General features: G+C 73.7%; 17 protein-coding genes and 1 pseudogene. 12 read left to right on the top strand and 6 right to left on the bottom strand.

The window, feature by feature from the left end; genetic code table 11:
- Window positions 1-5: 5 nt before the first annotated feature.
- The 3 genes and pseudogenes from IPL61_06095 to IPL61_06085 all read right to left on the bottom strand — a co-directional run bounded on the left by IPL61_06095 (window position 6) and on the right by IPL61_06085 (window position 6,658).
- The gene (locus IPL61_06095) at window positions 6-3,965 is read right to left on the bottom strand and encodes a tetratricopeptide repeat protein (protein ID MBK9030899.1); all 3,960 of its coding nucleotides are present in this window, start codon (window positions 3,963-3,965) and stop codon (window positions 6-8) included.
- Window positions 3,966-4,149: 184 nt separating this feature from the next.
- Window positions 4,150-4,914: pseudogene (locus IPL61_06090) on the bottom strand (serine/threonine protein kinase).
- Window positions 4,915-5,227: 313 nt separating this feature from the next.
- Window positions 5,228-6,658, bottom strand: coding sequence for a M20 family metallopeptidase (locus IPL61_06085; GenBank protein MBK9030898.1), 1,431 nt, complete (start codon window positions 6,656-6,658; stop codon window positions 5,228-5,230).
- 52 nt (window positions 6,659-6,710) lie between these two features.
- On the opposite strand from IPL61_06085, the gene IPL61_06080 reads away from it, so the two are divergent.
- From IPL61_06080 to IPL61_06060, 5 genes are all read left to right on the top strand, one after another.
- Complete coding sequence (locus IPL61_06080; protein ID MBK9030897.1) at window positions 6,711-7,904, top strand: putative DNA binding domain-containing protein; 1,194 nt, start codon at window positions 6,711-6,713, stop codon at window positions 7,902-7,904.
- Window positions 7,901-8,911 carry a ParA family protein gene (locus IPL61_06075; GenBank protein ID MBK9030896.1) on the top strand — a complete coding sequence of 337 codons (1,011 nt, stop codon included), beginning with the start codon at window positions 7,901-7,903 and terminating at the stop codon, window positions 8,909-8,911. The genes IPL61_06080 and IPL61_06075 overlap by 4 nt, the downstream gene beginning before the upstream one ends.
- A 101-nt stretch (window positions 8,912-9,012) precedes the next feature.
- A complete protein-coding gene (locus IPL61_06070; protein MBK9030895.1) occupies window positions 9,013-9,393 on the top strand; it encodes an ATP-dependent Clp protease adaptor ClpS in 381 nt (126 codons plus the stop codon).
- 8 nt (window positions 9,394-9,401) lie between these two features.
- A complete protein-coding gene (gene clpA / locus IPL61_06065; GenBank protein ID MBK9030894.1) occupies window positions 9,402-11,687 on the top strand; it encodes an ATP-dependent Clp protease ATP-binding subunit ClpA in 2,286 nt (761 codons plus the stop codon).
- Window positions 11,688-11,707: 20 nt separating this feature from the next.
- Window positions 11,708-12,256: a hypothetical protein gene (locus IPL61_06060; GenBank protein MBK9030893.1), complete on the top strand. Its 549-nt coding sequence runs from the start codon at window positions 11,708-11,710 to the stop codon at window positions 12,254-12,256.
- A gap of 164 nt (window positions 12,257-12,420) precedes the next feature.
- Here IPL61_06060 and zwf read toward each other — a convergent pair whose 3' ends face one another.
- Window positions 12,421-13,962, bottom strand: a complete 1,542-nt coding sequence (gene zwf / locus IPL61_06055; GenBank protein ID MBK9030892.1) for a glucose-6-phosphate dehydrogenase — start codon at window positions 13,960-13,962, stop codon at window positions 12,421-12,423.
- A 29-nt stretch (window positions 13,963-13,991) separates the two neighbouring features.
- Window positions 13,992-14,966 carry a decarboxylating 6-phosphogluconate dehydrogenase gene (gene gnd, locus IPL61_06050; protein ID MBK9030891.1) on the bottom strand — a complete coding sequence of 325 codons (975 nt, stop codon included), beginning with the start codon at window positions 14,964-14,966 and terminating at the stop codon, window positions 13,992-13,994.
- 154 nt (window positions 14,967-15,120) lie between these two features.
- Here gnd and IPL61_06045 point away from each other — a divergent pair, with 154 nt between their 5' ends.
- Window positions 15,121-17,766, top strand: coding sequence for a glucosidase (locus tag IPL61_06045; GenBank protein ID MBK9030890.1), 2,646 nt, complete (start codon window positions 15,121-15,123; stop codon window positions 17,764-17,766).
- 32 nt (window positions 17,767-17,798) lie between these two features.
- Complete coding sequence (locus IPL61_06040) at window positions 17,799-18,509, top strand: ROK family protein (GenBank protein MBK9030889.1); 711 nt, start codon at window positions 17,799-17,801, stop codon at window positions 18,507-18,509.
- A gap of 234 nt (window positions 18,510-18,743) precedes the next feature.
- Here the strand turns inward: IPL61_06040 and IPL61_06035 are convergent, their stop codons facing one another.
- Complete coding sequence (locus IPL61_06035; GenBank protein ID MBK9030888.1) at window positions 18,744-19,397, bottom strand: TetR/AcrR family transcriptional regulator; 654 nt, start codon at window positions 19,395-19,397, stop codon at window positions 18,744-18,746.
- A gap of 83 nt (window positions 19,398-19,480) precedes the next feature.
- Here IPL61_06035 and IPL61_06030 point away from each other — a divergent pair, with 83 nt between their 5' ends.
- The 5 genes from IPL61_06030 (at window position 19,481) to IPL61_06010 (ending at window position 24,524) form a co-directional block, all read left to right on the top strand.
- Entirely contained in the window at window positions 19,481-20,221 is a 741-nt protein-coding gene (locus IPL61_06030; protein ID MBK9030887.1) for a hypothetical protein, read from the top strand.
- 61 nt (window positions 20,222-20,282) lie between these two features.
- Entirely contained in the window at window positions 20,283-21,062 is a 780-nt protein-coding gene (locus IPL61_06025; GenBank protein MBK9030886.1) for an SDR family NAD(P)-dependent oxidoreductase, read from the top strand.
- Window positions 21,063-21,119: 57 nt separating this feature from the next.
- Window positions 21,120-21,650 (top strand): dihydrofolate reductase family protein, encoded by a 531-nt coding sequence (locus IPL61_06020; protein MBK9030885.1) that lies wholly within the window; start codon window positions 21,120-21,122, stop codon window positions 21,648-21,650.
- A gap of 29 nt (window positions 21,651-21,679) precedes the next feature.
- The gene (locus tag IPL61_06015) at window positions 21,680-23,554 is read left to right on the top strand and encodes a serine/threonine protein kinase (protein ID MBK9030884.1); all 1,875 of its coding nucleotides are present in this window, start codon (window positions 21,680-21,682) and stop codon (window positions 23,552-23,554) included.
- A gap of 100 nt (window positions 23,555-23,654) precedes the next feature.
- Window positions 23,655-24,524 carry an alpha-ketoglutarate-dependent dioxygenase AlkB gene (locus IPL61_06010; GenBank protein ID MBK9030883.1) on the top strand — a complete coding sequence of 290 codons (870 nt, stop codon included), beginning with the start codon at window positions 23,655-23,657 and terminating at the stop codon, window positions 24,522-24,524.
- Window positions 24,525-24,726: the final 202 nt, after the last annotated feature.

Raw genomic sequence — 24,726 nt, 5'->3', positions numbered from 1 at the left:
AGGCGTCACAGCGCGACCGGCAGCCGGACCGAGAAGCACGCGCCGCGGCCGAGCTCGCTCTCGACCCAGATCGCGCCGCCGTGCTGGCGGACGATCTCGCGGCACAGGTACAGGCCCAGCCCGAGGCCGCCGTGCTTGGCGGCGCCGGCGCCCTGCGTGAACTTCTCGAACAGCTGCGCGCGCAGATCGTCGCTCATGCCCGGGCCGTGGTCGCGCACGTCGAGGCGGATGACGTCGCCGAGGTCGTCGCCGGCCGCCAGCGGGATCCAGGCCCGGGCGTCGACGGGGGACAGCGGCGGCGCGGTCGGGTCGCCGACCCGGACCTGCTCGCGCCGCACGTCGATCTCGATCGTGCCGCCCGGCGGCGAGAACTTCACGGCGTTGCCGAGCAGGTTCGACAGCACCTGGGCCAGGCGGTCGGGGCTGCCGAGCGCGGGGCCGACCGGCTCGTCGATCGTGATCGCCATGATCAGGCGGCGCTCGCTGATCGCGCGGGCGAAGTCGCCGACGACCGCGCGCACGATCCGCTCGACGTCGACCGGGCCGAACGAGGCGTCGAGGCGGCCGGCCTCGTGGCGCGACAGCTCGAAGACGTTGTCGACCAGCCGGCGCAGGCGCTCGGCGTCGGCGTGGATGCGATCGAACAGCGCGCCGGCGTCGAGGTGCGCCGGCGCGAGGTCGGGCTCGCGACCCATCTCGGAGTAGCCGAGGATGCCGGCGAGCGGGTTGCGGATCTCGTGCGCCAGGATCGACATCAGCTCGGCCGAGCGGCGGGCCTCGGCCTGCAGGCGGGCGTGGTCGAGGGCGAGCGCCAGCGGCGCGACCGCGGCGTCGAGCACCTCGGGATCGAGCGGGCGGTCGTCGAGATCGGCCGCGGTCGAGTCGACGTAGACGATGCCGATCAGCCGGCCGCGGGCGCGCAGCGGCGCCGCCCACATGCGCCGCAGCCCCAGCGCCACGACGCTGGACTGCTCGCGCAGGTCGGCGTCGAGCACGGCGTCGGCCACCGCCACCGCCTGGCCGGTGGCCGCGACCTTGCGGACGATCGTGCCCGACACGTCGGCGTCGCCGCGATCGAAGCCGCGCGCGTGGGCGCCGTGGTGGCGGGCGCGGATCTGGGGCCGGCCGCTGCCGTCGAGCGTCAGCACGAAGCCGCGGTCGCAACCCGACGCCGCCAGCACGCCCCCGAGCGCCAGCGCGACCGCGCCGTCGGGGTCGCTGGCGAGCGCGGCCTGGGCCACCGCCACCGCGGCCGAGATCGGCGCGGCCGAGGCCGGGCGCGGGCCCAGGGTCCGGCGCAGGCCCCGCACCCGGTCGAGATCCCAGCGCGCGCCGAGCGTCGCGAACTCGGTCTCGGCGGCGCCGAGGTGCACGAGCGCCCTGGCGTCATCGCCGCCGGCGTGGGCGAGCTCGGCGGCCTCGACCGCGACCCGGGCCAGCTCGTAGCGCGCGCCGAGCCCGGCCAAGAGCTCGCGCGCGCGATCGACGAACCACGCGGCGCTGTCGAGATCGCCCTGGGCGCGCAGCGCCGCGGCCGCGACCCGGTGCAGGACGCCCTCCTCGAACCGCGCGCCCAGGTCCTTGGCGTCGCGCGCGGCCTCGAGCGCGCGCGCCAGGGCCTCGTCGACGCGGCCGACCGCGAGGTCGAGCTCCGACAGGCGTCGGCGGGTCTCGATCGCGTCCTCGCGCGCGCCCAGGCGCACGCACTCCGACAAGGCCCGTTCGTAGCGCTCGCGCGCGGCGCCGAGGTCGCCGGCGCGCGCGTCGACCTCGCCGCGGTTGGCGAGGATCATCGCCGCCATGTGGGCCGCGTCGAGCTGCTCGGCCAGCTCGCCGGCGCGCTCGAGCGCGGCGCGGGCGTCGGCCAGCATGCCGAGGTCGCGGTAGAGCGAGCCCAGGTTGTTGAGCGCGTGCAAGGTCTCCATGCGATCGCCCTGGCGCTCGCTCTGCTGGCGGAACTGCTGCCACAGCCGACGGGCCCGGCCCCAGTCGCCCTGGTAGTAGCAGGCCGCGCCGAGGTTGTTGGTCGAGCGCGCGCGCTGCTCCAGATCGCCCGCGGCCTCGGCCGCCGCGATCGCGCGCTCGAGCGCCTCGATCGCGCGCGGGTAGTCGCCGGCCTGGATCGCGGCGCGGCCGAGCTCGTGGGCGATGCCCGCGATCAGCCGGGGCTGATCGGCGGCGGGCGCGGGCATGGCGTCGAGCAGCGCCAGCGCGCGGCGCGGGTCGCCGACGCTGGTGGCGATCGCCGCCGCGACCCGGCCCAGCTCGATCTCGAGCGTGCGCTCGCCGACCTTGCGCGCCAGCGGCAGGCCGATCGACGCGTGGTCCGACGCCAGCGCGTAGTCGGCGCGGTGCGCGTACAGCCACGCGATCCGCAGGTGGCAGCGCGCCTCGAGCGCCGGGTCGCCGGTGCGGCGCGCGGTGACCAGCGCGCCGGCGGCCGCGAGCAGCGCCGCCTCCGCGTGGCCGCGGCGGCGCTCGAGGTCGGCGATGTCGAGCGCGATCACGACGCCGACCGCGGGGCTGGCGCCGTCGGCGGCCAGCCGGTAGTGGTGCAGCGCCAGCTCGAGCTCGCCGGCCTGGCCGGCCAGCTCGGCGACGCGCAGCAAGAGCGGCCGCTGGTCGCCGGGATCGGCCAGCGTCAGCGCGTCGGTGGCGTGGGCCACCGCGGTCGGGAGATCGCCGTCGCGCACGGCGGCGTCGGCGGCGGCCAGGCACCAGCGCGCGGCCAGCAGGCCGTCGCCGAGCGCGCGGTGGTGCCGCGCCATCGCCGCCGGGGCCACCGGCTGCTCGGCGGCCAGGCGATCGTCGAGGGCGAGCGCGGCGCGGCGGTGGTACTCGAGGCGCGCGGCCGGCGTCAGCTCGCGGCCGAGCATGTCGGCCAGCTCCTTGTGCGCGAACCGGAACTGGCCGGCCGCGGGATCGGCGGTGAGCGCGCGGGCCGCGACCGCGTCGGCCAGCGCCAGGTCGACCTCGTCGATCGTGGGATCGATCGCGACCCGGCGCGAGGCGTCGTCGTCGAGGACGATCACCTCGGCCACCGGGATGCGGGTCGACACCGAGATCAGGCCCTCGGTCAGCGGCTCGGGCACGCCGTCGGCGAACGGCGCCGACGGCGCGGCGATGCCGAGGATCGCCGCCAGGAGCTCGCGGTCGAACGGATCGCCCAGCACCGCGGCCGCGCGCAGGAACCCGCGCGCGCTGGCGGTGAGCGTCGACAGGCGCCCGAGCGCGCTCTGCCGGGCCGCGGGCAGGAGCGGCACGATCAGCTCGGGCGCGGCGGTCCAGGTCCCGCCCAGGCGCGCGAGCGTGCCGGCCTCGATCATCGCGTCGAGCGTGGCGATCGCGTGGCCGGGGTTGCCGCCCGAGACCCGGCGCAGCTCGTCGGCCAGGCGCCCGGCGATCTCGGCGCCGACCGCCGCCGCCACCAGCTGGTAGAAGCTCGACTGGCCCAGCGGCACCAGCTCGAGCCGACGGCCGCGGGCGACCGCGGTCACCGCCGCGGAGATCGGCGAGCGCGGCGGGCGCGCCGACGGCTCGGGCGAGCGCCCGGCCACCACCATCAGCGCCGGCATGTCCGGCACCGCGCGCGCCACGTACGCGAGCACGTCCTGGACCGCCGCCGCCGCCAGCTCGGCCTCGTCGACGAGGATCGCCAGCGGCCGCACCGCCGCGGCCGCCGCGACCAGCTCGACGACCGCCTCGGCCAGCACCCAGCGGCCCGGCGCCAGCGGCGCGCCGTCGTCGAACAGCGCCGCCACCTGCGGCCCCGCGGTCGAGCCCGCGCGCGCCCAGGCCGGCCCGGCCACGGTCAGGAGCGTGCGCGCCAGCGCCCGCAGCGCCGACCACGGCGCGTCGCCGGCCCGCGCCGACAGCCGGATCACCTCGCCGCCGTCGAGCTGCACGTGCAGCGCGACCTCGGCCAGGAGCCGCGACTTGCCGATGCCGGCCTCGCCGGCCAGCACGATCGGCGCGCCCTGGCCGGCCTTGGCGTCGGCCCAGGCCCGCTCGAGCTCGGCCAGCTCGCGGTCGCGCCCGATCAGCGTCGGCAGCGCCAGCGCGCGCCGCGGCGCCCGCGCGATCGGGCCGCGCCCGCTCGGCGATGTCGCGGTAGCCGAGGCCGTCGGCGATCGCCCGCCACCGGTCGAGCACCTCCTCGGCGCTCTCGGGGCGGGCGCCGGGCGCCGGATCGACGAGCGCCAGCATCAGCTCGGCCAGCGCCGGCGGCAGATCGGGGCGGAGCGTGCGCGGGTCGGCGTGCTGCCCGGCCCGCTGCGCCGCCACCACCGCGCGCGGCGTCGCGCCCACGAACGGGCGGCTGCCCAGCACCAGCTGCCACAGCACGACGCCGAACGAGTACAGATCCGAGCGAGGATCGAGGCGCCCCGACCACGCCTCGGGCGCGGCGTAGCCGATCGTGCCGCGGGCGGTGGCGCCGCCGGGATCGACCAGCTGCGTCACGAGGCCGAAGTCGGCCAGACGCGCCGAGCGCCCGGGCGCGTGCAGGAGCGACGCGCCGTCGACCAGGATGTTCGACGGCTTGAGGTCGGCGTGGACCATGCCGGCGCCGTGGACGGTGGCCAGCGCGTCGAGCACGCCGCCGAGCAGCGCCCAGATCCGGTGGGCGGTGACCGGCCCCACCGCCGCGGTCAGGCTGGGCCCGGCGATCAGCTCCATCGTGAAGTACTCGTCGCCAGCGTCGGTCAGGCCGTAGTCGAGCACCGAGACGATGTTGGGGTGGCGCAGCCGGGCCAGCGCGACGAACTCGCCGCGCAGGTTGGTGGCGCCGCGCGCGCGCGGCATGATCTTCAGCGCCACCTCGCGGCCGGTCGCGAGGTCGAGCGCGCGGTGCACGACCCCGATCGACCCCTCGCCGAGCCGCTCGATCAGTCGGTAGCGCTCGGCCGGGCGCATCTTCGACGGGGATCATGGCCGCCGGAGCGCCGCCGACGCAAGCCGCGCGGGCACCGTGTCGTCGAGCCTGGTGATCCGATCGCCGGGTGGGATCCGACGTGGACCTCCTGGAGGCCTGGCGCGTCGGCGACGCCGCGCAGGGGCGCCTGCTGGTCGCCAGCGCCGGCGGCACGCTGGGCCGCGACCAGCAACACCCGCTGGTGCGCACGCCCCGCTGAGCTCCACCGACGACGCGAGGCGCTCGCCGCGTGGACCGGTGCTCGACCGACGAGGTGACCGACCGGCGCCGCGCGCCGCGATCGGCGCCGCCCGATCAGCGCGTCGCGTGGCGCGCGATCACGTCGGCGACGCAGGCGGTCAGCCTCTTGGCCATCGGGATGTCCAGGAACTCGTTGGGGCCGTGGGCGTTCGAGCCCGGGCCGAGCACGCCGGTGATGAAGAACTGCGCCTCGGGGAAGCGCTGGCCGAGCATGCCCATGAACGGGATCGACCCGCCTTCGCCCATCGACACCGGCGGCTTGCCGAAGTGGGTGGCGCTGGCGGCCTCGAGCGCGCCCTCGAGCCACGGCGCCAGCGCCGGCGCGTTCCAGCCGCCGTTGGCGCCGCCGGCGTGGAAGGTGACCTTGGCGCCGTAGGGCGGGTTGGCCTCGAGCAGCTCCTTGACCCGGGCCAGCGCGGCGTCGGGATCGACCGTCGGCGGCACCCGCAGCGACAGCTTGAGCGAGGTCGACGGCCGCATCACGTTGCCGGCGTTGCCGATCGCCGGCAGGCCCTCGGCGCCGGTCACCGCCAGCGCCGGGCGCCAGGTGCGGTTGATGATCAGCTCGGCCGCGTCCTTCGAGATCGGCGCGACCCCGGGCTGCAGCGGGAACTTCGACCAGACCTCGTCGCCGAGCACGTCGGCGGCGCGGGCCGCCTGCTCGATCCGGTCGCGCGGGATCGTCGCGTACAGCTCGGTCGGTCGGATCGCGCCGGTGAGGTTGTCCTCGAGCCGCTCGAGCAGCTGGCGCGCGATCCGGAAGCTCGACGCCACCACGCCCGAGCCGTCGCCCGAGTGGACGCCCTCGCGCAGGAGGCTGATCTCGAGCGTGCCCAGCACCAGGCCGCGCAGCGAGGTCGTGCACCAGAGCTGCTCGTAGTTGCCGCAGCCCGAGTCGAGGCACACCACCAGGCTGGGCGTGCCGATCCGCGGCGCCAGGTGCTCGATGTACGCCGGCAGATCGAAGCTGCCCGACTCCTCGCACGCCTCGATCAGCACGCAGCAGCGCGCGAACGGCCGGCCCTGCTGCTGGAGCACGTTGAGCGCCGTCAGGCTGGCGAAGATCGCGTAGCCGTCGTCGGCGCCGCCGCGGCCGTAGAGCCGGTCGCCGCGCAAGACCGGCGTCCACGGGCCCAGGCCCTCCTCCCAGCCGGTCATCTCGGGCTGCTTGTCGAGGTGGCCGTACAGCAGCACGGTGTCGCCGGCGCGGGCCCCGGTCGGGTCGCTGCCGGGCACGTCGATGAAGATGACCGGCGTCCGGTCCTCGACCTGGACCACCTCGAGCGTCGCGCCGGCGGGCAGGTGGGCCTTGGCCCAGCCCGCCAGGAGCTCGACCGCGCGGGCCATGTGGCCGTGCTCGCGCCACTGCGGGTCGAACATCGGCGACTTGTTGGGGATGCCGATGTACTCGACCAGGGTCGGGACGATGCTGTCGGCGAAGGTCGCGTCGATCTGGGTGCGGGCGGCGCCAGCGTCGATGGTCATGGGTCGGGGTGTACCGCAAGGCATCGGTCGGCGGTAGGATGACTGGGACGAGATGACCGACGCCGAGATCCAAGCCCTCTTGGGGGAGCCGGAGACCGATCGCGTCGAGCGCAAGGAGACGTACGCGGGCGACGTCCCCGAGAAGGTCCGCCAGGCGATCTGTGCCTTCGCGAACGACTACCCAGGCTACCGGAAGCCCGGGGTCATCGTGCTCGGCCAGCGTGACAAGGACCGAGCTTTTTCGGGGTTGGTGGTGGACGACCCGTTGCTGTCCAAGCTCGGCCAGATCCCAAATGATACGAAGATCGTGCCGAGGCCGGCGATCCAGGTGTCACGACAGGTCATCGACGGCAACGCCGTCGCGGTCATCGTGGTGGAGCCCTCCTCAGCGCCGCCTGTCCGGTACGATGGCCGGACGTGGATCCGGACCGGCCCAACGCGGGCGATCGCGACGTGGGAACAAGAGCAGCGACTGGTCGAGCGGCGCGGTGGAACGCATCTCCCATTCGATATCCAGCCACTTTCGTTCGTTCCGGGGAGCGAGATCGACGTTGAGTACTTTCGGTCGTCGTATCTTCCCGGTGCGGTGGCTCCGGAGATTCTAGCCGAGAACCATCGTGACCTTCAGACGCAACTGATCGGCCATCGGATGGCCGCGCCCGATGGAACACCGACCACGCTCGGCGTCCTCATCCTCGGGATCGATCCGACCCGGTGGATCCCGGGTGCGTTCGTCCAGTTTCTGCGGTTCGCTGGCACCGAGCAGACGTCCGACCTTGTCGATCAGAAGGAGATCACGGGGAGGATTCCGGAGGTCGTGCGGCGAGTCGAGGAAGTGCTCGACAGCCATATCCGTGTGCCGCTGCGCTACGCCGATGTTGCGGTCGCGACCACGTCACCCGACTACCCGATCAACGCACTCCGGCAGTTGTTCCGCAACGCGGTGATGCATCGGGCCTACGACGGGACGCACGCGCCGATCCGCATCCACTGGTTCACCGATCGCATCGAGATTGACAACCCCGGCGGACCGTTCGGCCGTGTGACGCGCGAGAACTTCGGCACAGGCGTGACCGACTACCGAAATCGGTACCTCGCATCTGCCATGAAGGATCTCGGCCTCGTCCAGAGCTTCGGTCGTGGGTTGTTCCTTGCCAACAAGGAACTGGAGCGGAACGGGAACCCTCCGCTCAAGCCCGACCTCGATACGGCGAGGACGCTGATCACGGTCTGGAGGCGGCCATGACCCCAGTGGTGACGTTCTTCAACAACAAGGGTGGAGTCGGCAAGACATCGCTCGTCTACCATCTGGCGTGGATGTACGCGCTGCAAGGGACGCGCGTGCTCGTCGCGGACCTCGACCCCCAGGCCAACCTGACGGCCATGATGTTCGACGACGACGAGATCGAGCGGTTGTGGGAACCGGAACGAGGGCGCACCGTCTTCGATCCGATCAGACAGATGATCGACCGGGACGGCGGGCTGGGCACGCCTCACGTGGAGGCAGTCGGGCGCAACCTCTCGGCGCTCATCGGGACCCCCCGCTTGGCTGCGTTCGAGAGCGACCTCGCCGAGAACTGGCTGAAGTGCCTGGACGGCAAGCCCGGCGGGTTCAAGGTGGTGAAGGCCTTCTGGGAGCTGATGCAAGGGGCCGCAGACAAGGTCGATGCGCACGTGGTCTTGGCGGACGTCGGGCCCAGCCTGGGCGCGATCAACCGGTCGGCGCTGGTGGCGTCTGATCACGTCGTGATGCCGTTGGGGGCAGACCTGTTCTCGCTCGCCGGCATCGAGAATCTCGGGCGTTGGCTGCAGGAATCGAGGGAGGACTGGGCCAAGCGCGTGCGGGAGAGCAAGGACCCGCAGTTGGTGCTCCCGGCCGGCCGCATGGTCGCTGCGGGGTATGTGTTGAGCCAGCACGCGGTCCAAGGTGGGCGTCCAACGAGGGCGTACGACCGCTGGATGCGGCGGATCCCTGCCACCTACGCCGGAAGCGTCCTGGGGACGACCGCGGGTACCGACGATCCGTCCGAGGACGCGAACTGTCTCGGGATCGTGAAGCACTACCGCAGCCTGATGCCGTTGGCACAGGAAGCGCGCAAGCCGATCTTCTTGCTTCGCGCGGGCGATGGCGCGCTCGGCTCCCACGCCGCGGCTGCACAGCAGGCGTACCGCGACTTCGCCGAGTTGGCCGACCGCATCGCCGCCGCGACCTGGCGGACCGCGCCGCCCGTGGCGGCCACGACCCCGGGCTAGCTGGGCCAGGCTGGGCTAGCCCGGGCCGCGTGTCCACTGCCCGATCGTCCGGGTGGTCGGGGCCTGCGCTCGGGCTAGATCTTGCCGCTATAGTGATGGCCATGACGACCGCCGCGTTTGTCGCCGCCCGCACGCCCGTGCGCGCCAGCGGCGACGACAAGAAGCCGAACCGCCCCGCGCCCAAGCAGGACAGCGGGGTCGCGCTCGAGGAGCGCACCCGCACCAAGAAGCCGCCGATGTACAAGGTGCTGCTGCACAACGACGACTACACGACCAAGGAGTTCGTCGTGTTCGTGCTGCAGACGGTGTTCCAGCGCAGCGAGCCCGACGCCCTGGCCATCATGACCCACGTGCACAACCAGGGCGTCGGCGTGGCCGGCGTCTACACCTTCGAGATCGCCGAGACCAAGGTCCAGAAGACCGTCCAGCTCGCCCGCTCGAACGAGTACCCGCTGCAGCTCTCGATCGAGCCGAGCGAGTAGGGACCACCATGCTGTCACCCGATCTGTCCGCCACGCTCCAGCGCGCCGTCGCCGACACCCGTCGCCGGCGCCACGAGTACCTCACCCTCGAGCACCTGCTCCTGGCCATGCTCGAAGACCCGTCGGCGATCGACGTGGTCGGCAAGTGCGGCGGCGACGCCGACAAGCTGCGGGCCGAGCTCGAGCAGTTCCTGACCGACTCGGTCGAGCCGCTGCCCGAGGACGAGGAGTCGGGGCCCGACCAGACGCTGGCGTTCCAGCGGGTGTTCCAGCGCGCCGCGATGCACGTCCAGGGCGCCGGCCGGGCCCAGATGACCTCGGGCAACCTGCTGGTCGCGATGTACCGCGAGCGCGACAGCTTCGCGGTCTACCTGCTCGAGAAGCAGGGCGTGACCCGCTTCGACGTCATCAACTACATCAGCCACGGCGTGTCCAAGGTCGATCCCGGCGCCGGCGTCGTGCCGCGCGCCCGCGGCGTCGAGCAGGACGGCGACGCCGAGGAGGGCGCCAAGGTCAAGAACCCGCTCGAGAGCTTCTGCGTCGACCTGACCGCGCGGGCCGCCGAGGGCAAGATCGATCCGCTGATCGGGCGCGCCGCCGAGCTCGAGCGGATGATCCAGGTGCTGTGCCGCCGGCGGAAGAACAACCCGCTGCTGATCGGCGAGCCCGGCGTCGGCAAGACCGCGCTGGCCGAGGGCCTGGCGCTGCGGATCAACGACAAGCAGGTGCCGGCGGCGCTGGCCGACAACCGGGTGTTCGCGCTCGACATGACCGCGGTGCTGGCCGGGACCCGGTTCCGCGGCGACTTCGAGGAGCGCCTCAAGGCGGTCATCGAGGTCCTGTCCCAGGACCCCAAGGCGATCCTGTTCATCGACGAGATCCACACGATCGTCGGCGCCGGCGCGACCTCGGGCGGGACGATGGACGCGGCCAACATGCTCAAGCCCGCGCTCGCCAACGGCGAGCTCCGGTGCATCGGCTCGACGACGTTCAAGGACTACCGCAACTCGTTCGAGCGCGACCGCGCGCTGACCCGGCGGTTCCAGCGCATCGACGTGGGCGAGCCGAGCGTGGCCGAGGCCATCGAGATCCTGAAGGGCCTGCGGTCGCGCTACGAGGACCACCACCAGGTGAAGTTCTCCGACGCCGCGATCGCCGCGGCCGCCGAGCTGTCGGCCCGGCACATCAACGGCTCGCACCTGCCCGACAAGGCCATCGACGTGATGGACGAGGCCGGGGCCCGGGTCCGGCTGATGGCCGAGGCCGATCGCCCGGCCGAGATCCGGCCGGACCTGATCGAGGAGGTCGTGTCGAAGATGGCGCGGATCCCGCCGCGGTCGGTGTCGGTGTCGGATCGCGACAAGCTCGCCCACCTCGAGACCGATCTGCGCCGCAGCATCTTCGGCCAGGACCAGGCCATCGAGCAGATCACCACCGCGATCAAGCTGTCGCGGGCCGGCCTGGGCCACCCCGACAAGCCGACCGGCAACTTCCTGTTCGCGGGCCCCACCGGCGTCGGCAAGACCGAGCTGGCCAAGCAGCTGGCCAAGACGATGGGCGTCGAGTTCCTGCGCTTCGACATGTCGGAGTACATGGAGAAGCACACGGTGTCGCGGCTGATCGGCGCGCCGCCCGGCTACGTCGGCTTCGACCAGGGCGGCCTGCTCACCGACGCGATCAACAAGCACCCGTACTGCGTGCTCCTGCTCGACGAGATCGAGAAGGCCCACCCCGACCTGTTCAACATCCTGCTGCAGGTGATGGACCACGCGACGCTGACCGACAACAACGGCCGCAAGGCCGACTTCCGCAACGTCGTGCTGATCATGACGTCGAACGTGGGCAGCCGCGAGATGGCGGCGACCAAGCTCGGGTTCGGCGGCGGCGAGGGCGGCGATCCCAAGGCCGGCAAGGGCGCGCTCGAGCGCATGTTCACGCCCGAGTTCCGCAACCGCCTCGACGCGGTGGTGTTCTTCGAGGGCCTGCCGCCCGAGGTCATCAAGCAGGTCGCGCAGAAGTTCGTCGACGAGCTCGAGGGCCAGCTCGCGGCCAAGAAGGTCCAGCTCGACGTGACCCCGGCCGCGCTCGCGCACTTCGCCGAGAAGGGCTACGACCAGGCCATGGGCGCGCGGCCGATGGCCCGCATCATCGCCGACACGATCAAGAAGCCGCTGGCCAACGAGATCCTGTTCGGGGCGCTGGTCCACGGCGGCGTCGCCAAGATCGACTTCGTCGACGGCGCGGTCGCGATCACCTACGAGTCGGCGCCGGCGCCGGTCGACGACGCGAACTGAGGCCGTCGGGTAGGGCGCCGGTGCTGTGGCCGTTCATGATCCGGCAGCGGCGGCGGCGGGCCCTGGCCACCGCCCCGATCACCGCGATCGCCGCGCTCGAGGTCGGCGCGCGCGCACGGATCTGCGGCCGGGTGCGGCCCTACGACGGCCCCGAGCGGGCCCAGGTGGTGACGCTGCGGACGATGGCGTCGCGCGGTGACGCCGAGCAGCCGTTCCCGGCGACCTACACCGGCCGGCCGTGCGTGTTCGTCGCGGCCCAGGCCCGCGACGCCGAAGGCCGGGTGACCGAGGCGGTGACCGCGGGCGTGCGGTTCGTCGTGGTCGACGCCACCGGCGCGGCGATCGTCGACCTCGCCCACGCCGTGACCATCGACGACCTGATCGAGGTGGTGCCCCGGGCCGGCACGTTCATGCTCCACGCGCAGTGCCTCGAGTGGGCGCTGGCCGTCGACGATCGCGTGACCGTGCTCGCGACCGTGGTGGCCGGCGACGGCCTGATCACGCTGGGCGGGACGCCGACCGCCGCGGCGCTGGTGTCGACCGAGCCGGCGCTGGCCGGCGGCGGGTAGCCGGCGCTGGCCGGCGGCGGGTAGACGGCGGGTCGACGGCGGGTCGGCGGCGGGTCGACGGCGGGTCGGCGGCGGGTCGACGGCGGGTCGACGGCGGGTCGACGGCGGGTCGACGGCGGGTCGACGGCGGGGCGCGGGTGGCGCGCCGCCGCGCGCGCGGCCGGTCAGGCCGGCGGCACCAGCTCGTGCCAGCTGTGGCCGGTCCGCCCCATCAGCTCGTCGGCGGCGGCCGGGCCGGCGCTGCCGGGCTCGTAGAAGTGGACGCCGGGCGTGGCCTCCCAGACCTGCAGGAGCGGCTGGATCAGCGCCCACGCGCGATCGACCGAGTCGCGCCGGTTGAACAAGGTCGCGTCGCCGCGCATGCAGTCGAGCAGCAGCCGCTCGTAGGCCTCGGCGATCGGCCGCTTGAACGCGTCGGCGTAGGTCATCGTCATGACCACGTTGCCGACCGAGATCTGCTCGCCCGGCACCTTGGCGACGAACCGCAGCGAGATGCCCTCGTGCGGCTGGATCCGCAGCGTCAGCACCGCCGGCTGCAGCACGCTGCCGGCGGCCTCGTCCTTGAACAGCACCAGCGGCACCGACTTGAAGTGGATCGCGACCTCGGTCAGGCGCTCGGCCAGCCGCTTGCCGGCCCGCAGGTAGAACGGGACGCCCTGCCAGCGCCAGCTGTCGATCATCAGCCGCATCGCCGCGTAGGTCGGGGTCTGCGAGTCGGCCGCGACCCCGGCCTCGTCGCGGTAGCCGCGGTACTGGCCGCGCACGCAGTCGTTGGCGACCTCGGTGAGCGTCAGCGGGCGCACCGAGCGCAGCAGCTGGGCCTTCTCGTCGCGGATGTCGTCGGGCGCGAACGACGCCGGCACCTCCATCGTCACCAGCGACATCACCTGGAGCAGGTGGTTCTGGATGATGTCGCGGACCACGCCGGTGGCCTCGTAGAACGCGCCGCGGCCCTCGATGCCGATCGACTCGGCCGCGGTGATCTCGACGTAGTCGATGTGGTTGCGGTTCCACAGCGGCTCGAAGATCGAGTTGCCGAAGCGCAGCACCAGGATGTTCTGGACGGTCTCTTTGCCGAGGTAGTGATCGATCCGGTAGATCTGGCTCTCGTGCAGGTAGCCGCCGATCATCTCGTTGAGCGCGCGCGCGCTCGCGAGGTCGTGCCCGAACGGCTTCTCGACGATGACCCGGCACGACGGGCCGCCGCCGCGCTGATCCTTGCGCTCGGTCAGGCCGTGCTGGTGCAGCTTCTGCAGGACCACCGGGAACACCGACGGCGGCGTCGACAGGTAGAACACCCGGTTGCCGCGGGTGCCCTTCGCGGTCGCGGCCTCGAGCCGGGCCTTGAGCGCGACGTAGGTGGCGTCGTCGGTGAACTCGCCGCCGACGTAGTCGAGCGTCGCGGCGAACTTGTCCCACGCGGCCGGCTCGACCGGCTGGCGCGAGTGCGCCGCCATCGGGCCGGCCAGCTTGGCGGCGAGCTCGGCCGGGGTCAGCGCGCCGCGGCTCACGCCGATGATCACGGTCGGCTCGGCCAGCGCGCGATCGACCATCAGGTTGTACAGCGCGGGCGCGAGCTTGCGGCTGGCCAGGTCGCCGGTGACGCCGAAGATCACGATCGCGCACGGCTCGGGGCGGCGGCGCTTGCTGCCGCCCTCGCCGAGGATCTCCCCGACCACCGACGAGTGATCGGTGGGCGGCGGCACCGTCGACGGGCGCGACCGGGTCGGCGCGGTCACGAGGGGCGCTCCGTGTGGCCGCCGAACTGGGCCCGCATCGCCGACAGCACCTTCTCGGCGAACGACTGCGCCATGCGCGAGCGGAACCGGGTGTAGAGCGCCGCGGTGATCACGTCGGCCGGCACCGCCTCCTCGACCGCGGTCATCACGGTCCAGCGGCCCTCGCCCGAGTCGGGCACGTAGCCCTCGAACCTGGCCAGCGCGGGATCCTCGGCCAGCGCGTTCGCGGTCAGGTCGACGAGCCACGAGCTCAGCACGCTGCCGCGCCGCCAGACCTCGGCGATCTCGGCGACCGGCAGCTGGTAGCGGTGGGCCTCGGGCACGGTCGGGTTGGCCGCGCCCTTCATGATGTCGAAGCCCTCGGCCAGCGCCTGCATGATGCCGTACTCGATCCCGTTGTGGATCATCTTGACGAAGTGGCCGCTGCCGGCCGGGCCGCAGTGCAGGTAGCCCTCCTCGGCGGTGCCGGCGCTGGTGCGGTTGGGCGTGGGCTCGGCGGTGCCGCGGCCCGGCGCCAGGGTCTTGAGGATCGGATCGAGGCGCGCGACCACCGCGGGCGCGCCGCCGACCATCAGGCAGTAGCCGCGCTCGAGGCCGAACACGCCGCCGCTGGTGCCGGCGTCGACGTACTCGATCTTCTTGTCGGCCAGCGCCTGGGCCCGCCGGACGTCGTCCTTGAAGAACGAGTTGCCGCCGTCGATGATCACGTCGCCGGGATCGAGCAGCTCACCGAGCTCGGCGATCGTCGACTCGGTCGGGCCGCCCGACGGGACCATGACCCAGACCGCGCGCGGCTGGGCCAGGCCCTTGATCAACGCCGCCAGCGAGGCGGCGCCGGTGGCGCCCTCGGCGGCCATCGTCGCCACGGCGGCGGGGCTGCGGTCGTAGACCACGCACTGGTGCCCGCCGCGCATCAGCCGGCGCGCCATGTTCGCGCCCATCCGTCCGAGTCCGATCATCCCGATCTGCATGCTGTCCTCCGGGTTGCGTCTCGCGCTCGACCATCTCACCCGCGCGGCATCCAGGCACGCCTCCGGCGCGCTCAACGACCGGCGGCGGTGGTATTGCTGATCGGTGACGGCTCCACCGGCGGCAGGCCCCGACGACGATCGCGAGCGCCAGCGGGTGCACGAGCTGGTCGACGACACCAGCGGCTGGCGGCGCTGGGGGCCGTACGTCGCGGACCGCGCGTGGGGCACCGTGCGCGAGGACTACTCGGCCGCGGGCGACGCCTGGCGCCACCTGACCTACGACACCGCGCGCGCCAAGGCCTACCGCTGGGGCGAGGACGGCCTCGCCGGCATCTGCGATCGCTACCAGCTCCTGTGCTTCGCGCCGGCGTTCTGGAACGAGCGCGACCCGCACCTCAAGGAGCGCCTGTTCGGGGTCAACCCCGAGGAGGGCAACCACGGCGAGGACGTCAAGGAGTACTACTTCCACGTCGACAACACGCCGAGCCACGCGTACATGTGCCTGCTCTACAAGTACCCGCAGGCGGCGTTCCCGTACCAGCAGCTGATCGACGAGAACCAGCGCCGGGCCGGGCAGGGGCCCGAGTACGAGCTGCTCGACACCGGCGTGTTCGAGGGCGATCGCTACTTCGACATCTTCATCGAGTACGCCAAGGCCACGACCGACGATCTGGTCATCCGCATCACCGCCCACAACCGCGGCCCGGCGGCGGCGCCGCTGCACGTCCTGCCGACCCTGTGGTTCCGCAACACCTGGAGCTGGGAGGCGGCGCCGCGGCCGACGCCGACGATCACCACCGCGCCCGCGGCGCCGGGCGTGCTCGGGCTGCGCGCTGACGACGACGAGGGCGCGCACGATCGCGACATGCCGCCGGGCGCCCTGGGCACGCGCTGGCTCTACGGCCCGGCGGCCGGCGCGGCGCTGTTCACGGACAACGAGACCCACGGCGCGCGCGCGTACGGGCCGGGGCACGAGAGCCGGTCGCCGTACACCAAGGACGCGTTCCACCGGGCGCTGTGCGAGGGCGAGGCCGACGCGCTCGCGCCGACGCCGGGCGGGACCAAGGCCGCGCTGCACTACCGCCACGAGGTCCCGGCCGGCGGCAGCGTCACCGTCCGGCTGCGGTTCACCGACACCGCGACCGCCGATCCGCTGGCCGACGTCGACGCGATCATCGCGCGCCGTCAGGCCGAGGCCGACGTCTTCTACGACCGGCTGGCGCCGCCGACCGCGACGGCCGACGAGCGCCTCGTGCAGCGTCGGGCGCTGGCCGGCCTGCTCTGGACCAAGCAGAGCTACCTGTTCGACGTGGCCCGCTGGCTCGACGGCGACGACCCCGCGGCGCCGCCGCCCGCGGCCCGCCGCGCCGGCCGCAACGCCCGCTGGCGGCACCTGAACTCGATGCGGGTGATGTCGATGCCCGACAAGTGGGAGTACCCGTGGTTCGCGGCCTGGGACCTGGCGTTCCAGTGCGTCCCGTTCGCGCTGGTCGACCCGCGGTTCGCCAAGGACCAGCTGTGGCTCCTGCTGTTCGAGCAGTTCCAGCACCCGAGCGGCCAGATCCCCGCCTACGAGTGGGAGTTCAGCGATCTCAACCCGCCGGTCCACGCCTGGGCGGTGTGGCGGGTCTACAACATGGACCGGATCCGCAGCGGCGTCGCCGATCGCGAGTGGCTCGAGAAGTGCTTCCACAAGCTGCTGCTCAACTTCGCGAGCTGGGTCAACAAGGTCGACCACGACGGCAACAACGTGTTCGAGGGCGGCTTCCTCGGCCTCGACAACATCACCGTGCTCGATCGCAGCGAGGACTCGAACGACGGCTCGGTCCTCGAGCAGGCCGACGCCACCGGCTGGATGGGGATGTTCTGCCTCAACCTGATGCGGATCTCGCTCGAGCTGGCCAAGGACAACCGCGCCTACGAGGGCCTGGCGACCAAGTTCCTGCAGCACTACGTCTACGTCGCCCACGCGATGAAGCACATGGGCGGCCGCGACCACGCGCTGTTCGACGAGCGCGACGGCTTCTTCTACGACGTGCTCCGCCACCCCGACGGTCGGTTCCAGCGGTTCCGGGTGCGGTCGATGGTCGGGTTGATCCCGCTGTTCGCGGTCGAGCGGCTCGAGTCCGCGTGGATCGCGCCGTTCAAGGAGTTCACCGCGAACCTCGAGTGGTTCCTCGCCAACCGCCGCGAGCTGGTGGCCGAGGTCATCCACCCCGTCGCCGGCCCCGACGGCCAGCTCACCTACCTGCTGACGGTCGTCGACACCCGGCAGCTCGATCGCATCCTCGGCCGCGTCTACGACCCGCGCGAGTTCCTGTCGCGGTTCGGCGTCCGCTCGCTGTCGAAGGCCCACGCCGCGGCGCCGTTCGTGCTCGACGGTCGCCGCGTCGGCTACGAGCCGGCCGAGTCGTCGTCGAAGCTCAAGGGCGGCAACTCGAACTGGCGCGGACCGATCTGGTTCCCGACGACGTTCCTGGTGATCGAGTCGCTGCGCAAGCTCGCCACCGCGCTCGGGCCCGGCCACACGATCTGCGCCCCGGGCTCGGACGGCGCGCCGATCGGGCTCCAGGCGATGGCCCGGGACGTCGCCCGCCGGCTGATCGCCATCTTCCTGCTCGACGAGCACGGCCGGCGACCGGTGTTCGGCGGCGAGGCGCGGTTCGCCGACGACCCGCGCTGGCGCGATCACCTGCTGTTCTTCGAGTACTTCAACGGCGACGACGGCGCCGGCATCGGCGCCAGCCATCAGACCGGGTGGACCGCGCTGGTCGCCAACCTGATCGACGAGTGGCGCTGATCGACGGGCCGGCGCGTGCGACACTGCCGGCCATGCTCCCCGAACCGACCCGACCGCGCACGCTGGCCATCGACATCGGCGGCACCGGGCTCAAGGCCATGGTGCTCGGCCCCGACGGCGTGCCCCTGTCCGAGCGCGCCCGGGTCGACACCCCGCGGCCGGCCACCCCCGACGCGGTCGTGGCCGCGCTGGTCGCGCTGATCGCGCCGCTCGGCGAGTTCGAGCGGATCAGCGTCGGGTTCCCCGGCGTCGTCGTCGACGGCGTCGTCCGCACGGCGCCCAACCTCGACCCGGCTTGGGCCGACTTCGACCTGGCCCGGGCGCTCGCCGACCGCTGCGAGCGCCCGGCGCGCGTGCTCAACGACGCCGGCGTCCAGGGCTACGGCGTGATCGAGGGCCGCGGCGTCGAGATGGTGCTGACGTTCGGGACCGGGCTCGGCTGCGCGCTGTTCCTCGACGGGCGCTACGTGCCCAACCTCGAGCTGGCCCACCACCCGTTCGGCAAGCGCGGCACGTACGAGGACTACGTCGACGACCGCGCCCTCGACGACATCGGCAAGAAGAAGTGGAACAAGCGGGTCGGCAAGGTCGTCCGCCAGATCCTGCCGATCTGGAACCCGCGCGTGCTCTACCTCGGCGGCGGCAACGCGCGCCACATCAAGCTCGAGCTGCCCGACAACGTCCGGATCACGTCGAACCTGGCCGGCCTGACCGGCGGCATCGCGCTCTGGCGCGACGAGTGATCCGCTGATCTGCTGATCTGCTGATCCGGGGCCGCGCTGATACGCTGAGCCGCCGATCCGCGGCCGCGCTGATACGCTGAGCCGCCGATCCGCGGATCCGCCGCCGCGCTGATTCGCTGAGCCGCCGATCCGCGGATCCGCCGAACCGCGGATCCGCCGCCGCGCTGATTCGCTGACCCGCCTGATTCGCTGACCCGCCGAGCCGCTGAGCCGCCGAGCCGCGCGCCGGGCGGGTCACCCGCGCGCGAGCTGATCCATCAGGACCCGGGCCAGCCACGCGCGGAACCGCGCGCCCACCTGGGCTGGGTCGCCGAGCCCGGCGCCGCGCGCCAGCTCGTCGCCGAGCAGCGCGTCGCCGAACAGCGCCAGCAGCGCCAGCAGGATCGTGAACGCGGTGTCCTCGAGCGGCGGCACCGGCCCGGGCCCGCGCTGCTGGATCCGCCGGGCGTGGGCGGCGCCGACGATGCTCGCGAACCGCGGCTCGGGGAGCTCGGCGCCGTGGCCCGACAGCGCCAGCCACGCGAGCACCCGGCCGTGCCCGCGCGCGCGCAGGACCGTCGCGACCCGCTCGAGCAGCGCGGTCAGGGTGTCCTCGCCCGCCGGGGCCCGGGCGATCGCCTCGAGCACCTCGGCGTGCAGCGCCGCGATCACCCGCTCGACCACCGCGGCGACCAGGGCCTCGCGGCTGCCGAAGTGGTGCAGGACCGTCGGGTGCGCGACGCCGACATCGGCGGCGACGTCCTGGAGCCGGATGCCGGCCGGGCCGGCGGCGATCAGGCGCTGCTCCGCGGCGTCGAGGATCGCCCCCCGGGCCTCGTCGGCGGTCCGGCGCTTGCGGCCGCGCGGGGCGGGCGCCGTGCGCGTGCGGCGGACCGGCTTGCTGACCATGGCCGACGGTCCCACGTCCGATCACTATTGACAAGATTGTAGGCGCTATCTACATTGTTGTCAGCAATTGGGAGGTCCCGCTCATGGAATCGACGCACGCACCGCTCCAGCCCCGCCGCGCCCTCGCCGCCATCCGCGCGCTGCTCGCCGACCCCGAGGACCTGCCGCAGGTCTTCACCATCATCGACGCGCTGTCGGGGCCCGCGCCCGGGCTGCTGCACCGCCGCTTCCGGGCGTCGCCCACCGGCGCGCGGATCCTGGCCGAGCGCCCCGACATCGTCGCGGTCCTCGAGGATCGCGCGCGCCTGCGCGAGCTGCCGGCCGACAGCCTCGGGCGCGCCTACCTGGCGTTCGTCGAGTCCGAGGGCATCTCGGCCGCCGGCATCCGCGCGGCCAGCGACCGCGCCGATCGCGCCGACCGTCCCGCGCGCTCGAGCGAGCAGGCGTACCTCCAGGATCGGATGCGCGACACCCACGACCTGTGGCACGCGGTCACCGGCTACAAGGGCGACGTCGTCGGCGAGGCGGTGCTGCTCGCGTTCATCCTGGCGCAGACCTGGAACCCGGGCGTGGCGCTGATCGTCGCGGCGGCGCTGGCCAAGGCCCACGGCCAGCCCGATCGCGGCCAGCGCGCCGCGCTGTGGCGGCTGATCGTCGACGGGTTCAAGCGCGGGCGCGCCGCGGCGTGGCTGCCGGCCCAGGACTGGGAGGCGCTCGTGCCGCTGCCGCTGGCCGAGGTGCGCCGCCGCCTCGGCGTCACCGCGGCGCCCGCGTACCAGGTCGTGCGCCCGGCCGATCTGCGCGCGGTCGCCGCCGCCGCCTGACCGCGCCCCTGTGGCGATCCGGAGCTCCCCGCGACCGCGCCGGCAGAGGCATGATGCCGCCATGCCTCGCCCTCGCCTCGAGCACGTGGTCATCACCGGCGCCGCGGGCGCCATCGGCGGCGCGGTCGCCGCGCAGCTCGCGGCGCGTCACCCGGGCGTGCGGCTCGAGCTGATCGACGTCGACGACGCCGGCCTGGCGCGGGCGGCGGCGACCGTGGCTGACGCCCGGACCTGGCGCTGGGATCTGGCGCGGCCGGCCGAGCTGCCGGCGCGCTGGGACGAGCTGATCGCGGCGGGCGGTCCGGTCGATGGGCTGGTCAACTGCGCCGGCATCATGGACGTGCGCAGCGTCGCCGGCACCCCCTGGGACGTGGCGCAGCGGATCCTCGACATCGATCTGACCAGCCCGCTGCGGCTGATGAGCCTGGCGGCGCCGACGATGGCCGCGCGCGGTCGCGGCGTGCTCATCAACGTGGCGAGCATGGCCGGGCGCGTGCCGCTGCGCGGCTGCGCGTACTACGGCGGCGCCAAGGCCGGGCTGGCGATGGCGTCGGAGATCGCGCACCTCGAGCTCGCGCCGGCCGGGGTCCACGTCGTCACGGTCTACCCGGGGCCGGTCGCGTCGGCGCTCGAGCGCAACGCCCGGGCCCAGCTCAAGCCGAGCCTGATCGCCCGGCTGTTGCCGATGGGCGACGCCGCGCGCATGGCCGAGCTGATCGCGATCGCGGTCGAGCGCGGCCAGCCGCGGGTCGTCTACCCGCCGATCTACGCCGCCGCGGATCGCGCGATCGGCGTCGCGACCTGGATCACCCGGCGGTTCAGCCCGACCCCGGCGGCGTGATCTCGGCCGCGCGCCGGCCGCGGCGCGACGCGCGCTGACCGGGAGTACGATGCGCGGATGGCGACCCGCGTCCGCGCGTTCCTGGCGATGTCGCTCGACGGGTTCATCGCCGGCGAGGACGACGATCTATCGTGGTTGCCGACGCCGGACCCGGCCGAGGATCACGGCTACGGCGCGTTCATGGCGACCGTCGGCGCCCTGCTGATCGGCCGCCGCACGCTCGACGTGGTCCTCGGGTTCCCGGACCCATGGCCCTACGGCGCCCGGCCGGTGCTGGTCGCGACCCACCGGCCGCTGCCGGCGGTGCCCGCGACGGTGCGCGCGGTCGCGGGCGCGATCGGCGCGCTGGTCGAGCAGGCCCGCGCGGTCGCCGCCGGCGGTGACGTCTACCTCGACGGCGGCGAGCTGGTGCGCCAGGCCCTCGCCGCCGACGTCCTCGACGAGCTGACGGTCACGGTGGTGCCGGTCGTGCTCGGCGGCGGCCGGCCGCTGTTCGCGCGCGGCGCGCCCCGGCCGCTGCAGCTGGCGCGCAGCCAGGCCTACGCCAGCGGCCTGGTCCAGCTCTGCTACCAGACCCGCGCGGCCTGAACCCGGGCCGGACGCGCTACCATCGCGCGATGGGGGAGCGCGACGAACCGGCGTACGCCGCGACCGAGGCCACCGCGCCCGGCGGGCCGCCGTCGCCGGCCCTCGAGGCGACCCTCGCCGCCGACGGTGGTGGCGGCGCGGCGCCGGCGGCGGCGGTGGCCGACGGTGAGCGCTACCAGCTCGGCGGCAGCATCGGCGCCGGCGGCATGGGCGAGGTGCTGTCGGCCTCGGATCGGCGGATCGGTCGCGACGTGGCGATCAAGCGCACGCGCACGGTGCCGTCGCCCGAGCTGGCGGCGCGGTTCCTGCGCGAGGCCCAGATCCAGGGCCGGCTCGATCACCCCGCGATCGTCCCGGTCTACGACCTCGGCGTCGACGACGACGGGCGGCCGTACTTCGTGATGAAGCGCCTGGCCGGCACCAGCCTCGAGGCGGTGCTCGCGGCCGGGCCCGCGCGCGGCGACGGCCCGCACGCCGCGTGGAGCCGGCGCCGGCTGCTCGCGGCGCTGGTCGAGGTGTGCCTGGCGATCGAGTTCGCGCACACCCGCGGCGTGGTCCACCGCGATCTCAAGCCGGCCAACATCATGCTCGGCGACTTCGGCGAGGTCTACGTCCTCGACTGGGGCGTGGCGCGCGTGGCGCGCGATGACGGCGACGAGCGCGGCGGCGCCGAGATCGTCTCGCTCGACGGCACTGGCGCCGGGCCGACCGGGACGCACGCCGGCGCGGTCCTGGGCACGCCCGGCTTCATGGCGCCCAAGCAAGCGCGGGGCGAGCCCGTGAGCCCGCGCACCGACGTCTACGCGCTCGGCGCGACCTTGTTCGAGGTCCTCGCCGGCCAGCCGTTCGCGCGCGGACGGCTCGACGCCAGCGACGTCGACCCGGCGCCGAGCCGCCGCGGCGCCGAGGTGCCGCCCGAGCTCGACGCGATCTGCGCGCGCGCGCTGGCGCCGGCGCCGGACGATCGGTTCGGCTCGGCCCGGGCCCTCGCTGACGAGATCCAGGGGTACCTCGACGGCGATCGCGATCTCGAGCGCCGCCGGGAGCTGGCGCGCGATCACCTCGCGGCCGCGCGCGCGGCGCTGGCGCGGCCCGAGGCGTCGGACGCCCGGGCCCTGGCGATGCGCGGCGCCGGCCAGGCCCTCGCGCTCGATCCGGCGTCGGCCGAGGCCGCGGCCCTGGTGTCGCGGCTGATGCTCGAGCCGCCGGCGGTGACGCCGCCCGAGGTCGTCGCCGAGCTGCACGCGGCGGATCTCGTGGTCGTGCGGCGCGCCGCGCGGCGGTCGATGTGGAACTTCCTGGCGCTGTGCTCGATGATCCCGGTGGCGCTGTACCAGGGCATCCACCAGCCGATGGCGGCGGTGGTGTTCGTCACGATCGCTGGCGCGGCCGCGGTCAACGCCTACCGGGTCGGCCACGGCTCGGTCGCGATCTCGCGCCGCCGCCTGTACGCGTCGTTCGCGATCAACATGCTCCTGGTCGCGCTGCTCGCCCGGGCGTTCGGCCCGTTCCTGGTCGTGCCGACGGTGGCGGCGGCGGCGCTGGTGTCGTTCGCCGGCCTGCCGCTGGCCGATCGCCCGGCGCTCCTGGCGACCGTGGCCTCGACCGCGGTGGTGGGGCCGTGGCTGCTCGAGCTGACCGGCGTCACCGCCCGGTCGATCTCGTTTCACGAGGGTCACCTGATCGTGCGCTCGGCCAGCTTCGCGATGCAGGAGGTGCCGATGACGGTGATCCTGGTGGTGCACGCCGTCGTCGTGATGTTCGTCGCCGCGTACGCCGCCCACGGGCCTTCGGCCAACGGCCGCGCCGCGCGGGATCGGCTGGCGATCCAGGCGTGGCAGCTCCGGCAGATGGTGTCGGACCCGCCGTCGCCGTCCCCGGATCGTGATACCAACGAGGCATGAGCCCGACGCCGCCCGCTGGCCGCCTCCGCTGGGATCGCCTGCTCCTGACGCTGATCGTGCTCGGCGGCGGAGGCTTCGCGCTGTACTGGTTCGCGATCAAGTGACGCCGCCGCCGGCGCAGGCCCGGCCGCGCTGGCCGCGCGCCAGCGATCCGAGCGAGCGCGGCCTGCTGTACGTGCCGGACTACCTCACCGCGCCGGCGCGCGCGGCGATCGAGGCGTGGCTGGCGACGCTGACGCCGCTGTGGGAGCAGCGCTACTCGACGGTGCGACCGCCGCCGCCGGGGCGCGCGCAGCGACCGCTCCTGCGGCCGGTGTACTGGCTGGGCAACTGGCAGTTCGCGTGCCTCGGCTACTACGAGCCGCCCCGGGGCGTGCGCGATCGCTGCGTCGCCGCCGAGCCGTTCCCGGCGTGCCTGACCGCGATCGTCGCCGACGCTGAGGCGCGGGTCCGGGCGCGGCTGGCGCCGGCCGAGGTGCCGCGCGGCTGGCACCTGAACACCTGCCTGGTGAACTTCTACGGGGATCGCCGCGACGGCGATCGCTGGGTCGACGCGGCCCGGGTCGGCGAGCACCGCGACTTCGAGCCGGGCCCGGTCGTGTCGCTGTCGCTGGGCGAGCGCGCGCTGTTCCAGTTCGTCGCCCGCGGCCAGGTCGCCGACCGGCGCCCGGTCCGGGCCCAGTGGCTCGACGACGGGTCGCTGCAGGCGTTCGGCGGGCGGCGCTGGAAGGACGAGCTCCTGCACCGGGTCCAGCGCGTCGACCACAAGCGCGGGCTCGATCTGCCCCCGCGCATCGACGGCTTTCGCACCAGGAGGGTGAACTTCACCTTCCGGTTCGTGCCACCCGCCCACGTCGTCCCGCTGGCCCGGCTGGGGCCCCAGGCCCTCGCCGACGTGCGCGGCTACGTCGCAGCGCTCGCCGTCAACTCGCCGTTCTTTGCCAGGGCGTTGTCGACGATTCCCCGCTGAGGTGTCGAACCACCACCAAACGGCGCCACCGCGTGCGGGGTGGACGACAAGAGTGTCGTAGAGTTGCGCCGCCGTGGTGGCTGGTCCGGGCCTTGCTGATGGAGCAGGGCGGCCCGCGCGCCGGGCTCGAGGGACGTCATGAGAACTGTCGCGCTCATCGTAGGGATCGCGGTCGGAGGCTCCGGCTGCGCGATCGCCGCGG

The organism is Myxococcales bacterium (assembly GCA_016717005.1).
In the GTDB taxonomy this organism is placed as follows: Bacteria; Myxococcota_A; Polyangia; order Haliangiales; family Haliangiaceae; genus UBA2376.
Note: the sequence above shows the minus strand (reverse complement) of the source record. Positions and strands in the feature narration are given on the sequence as shown.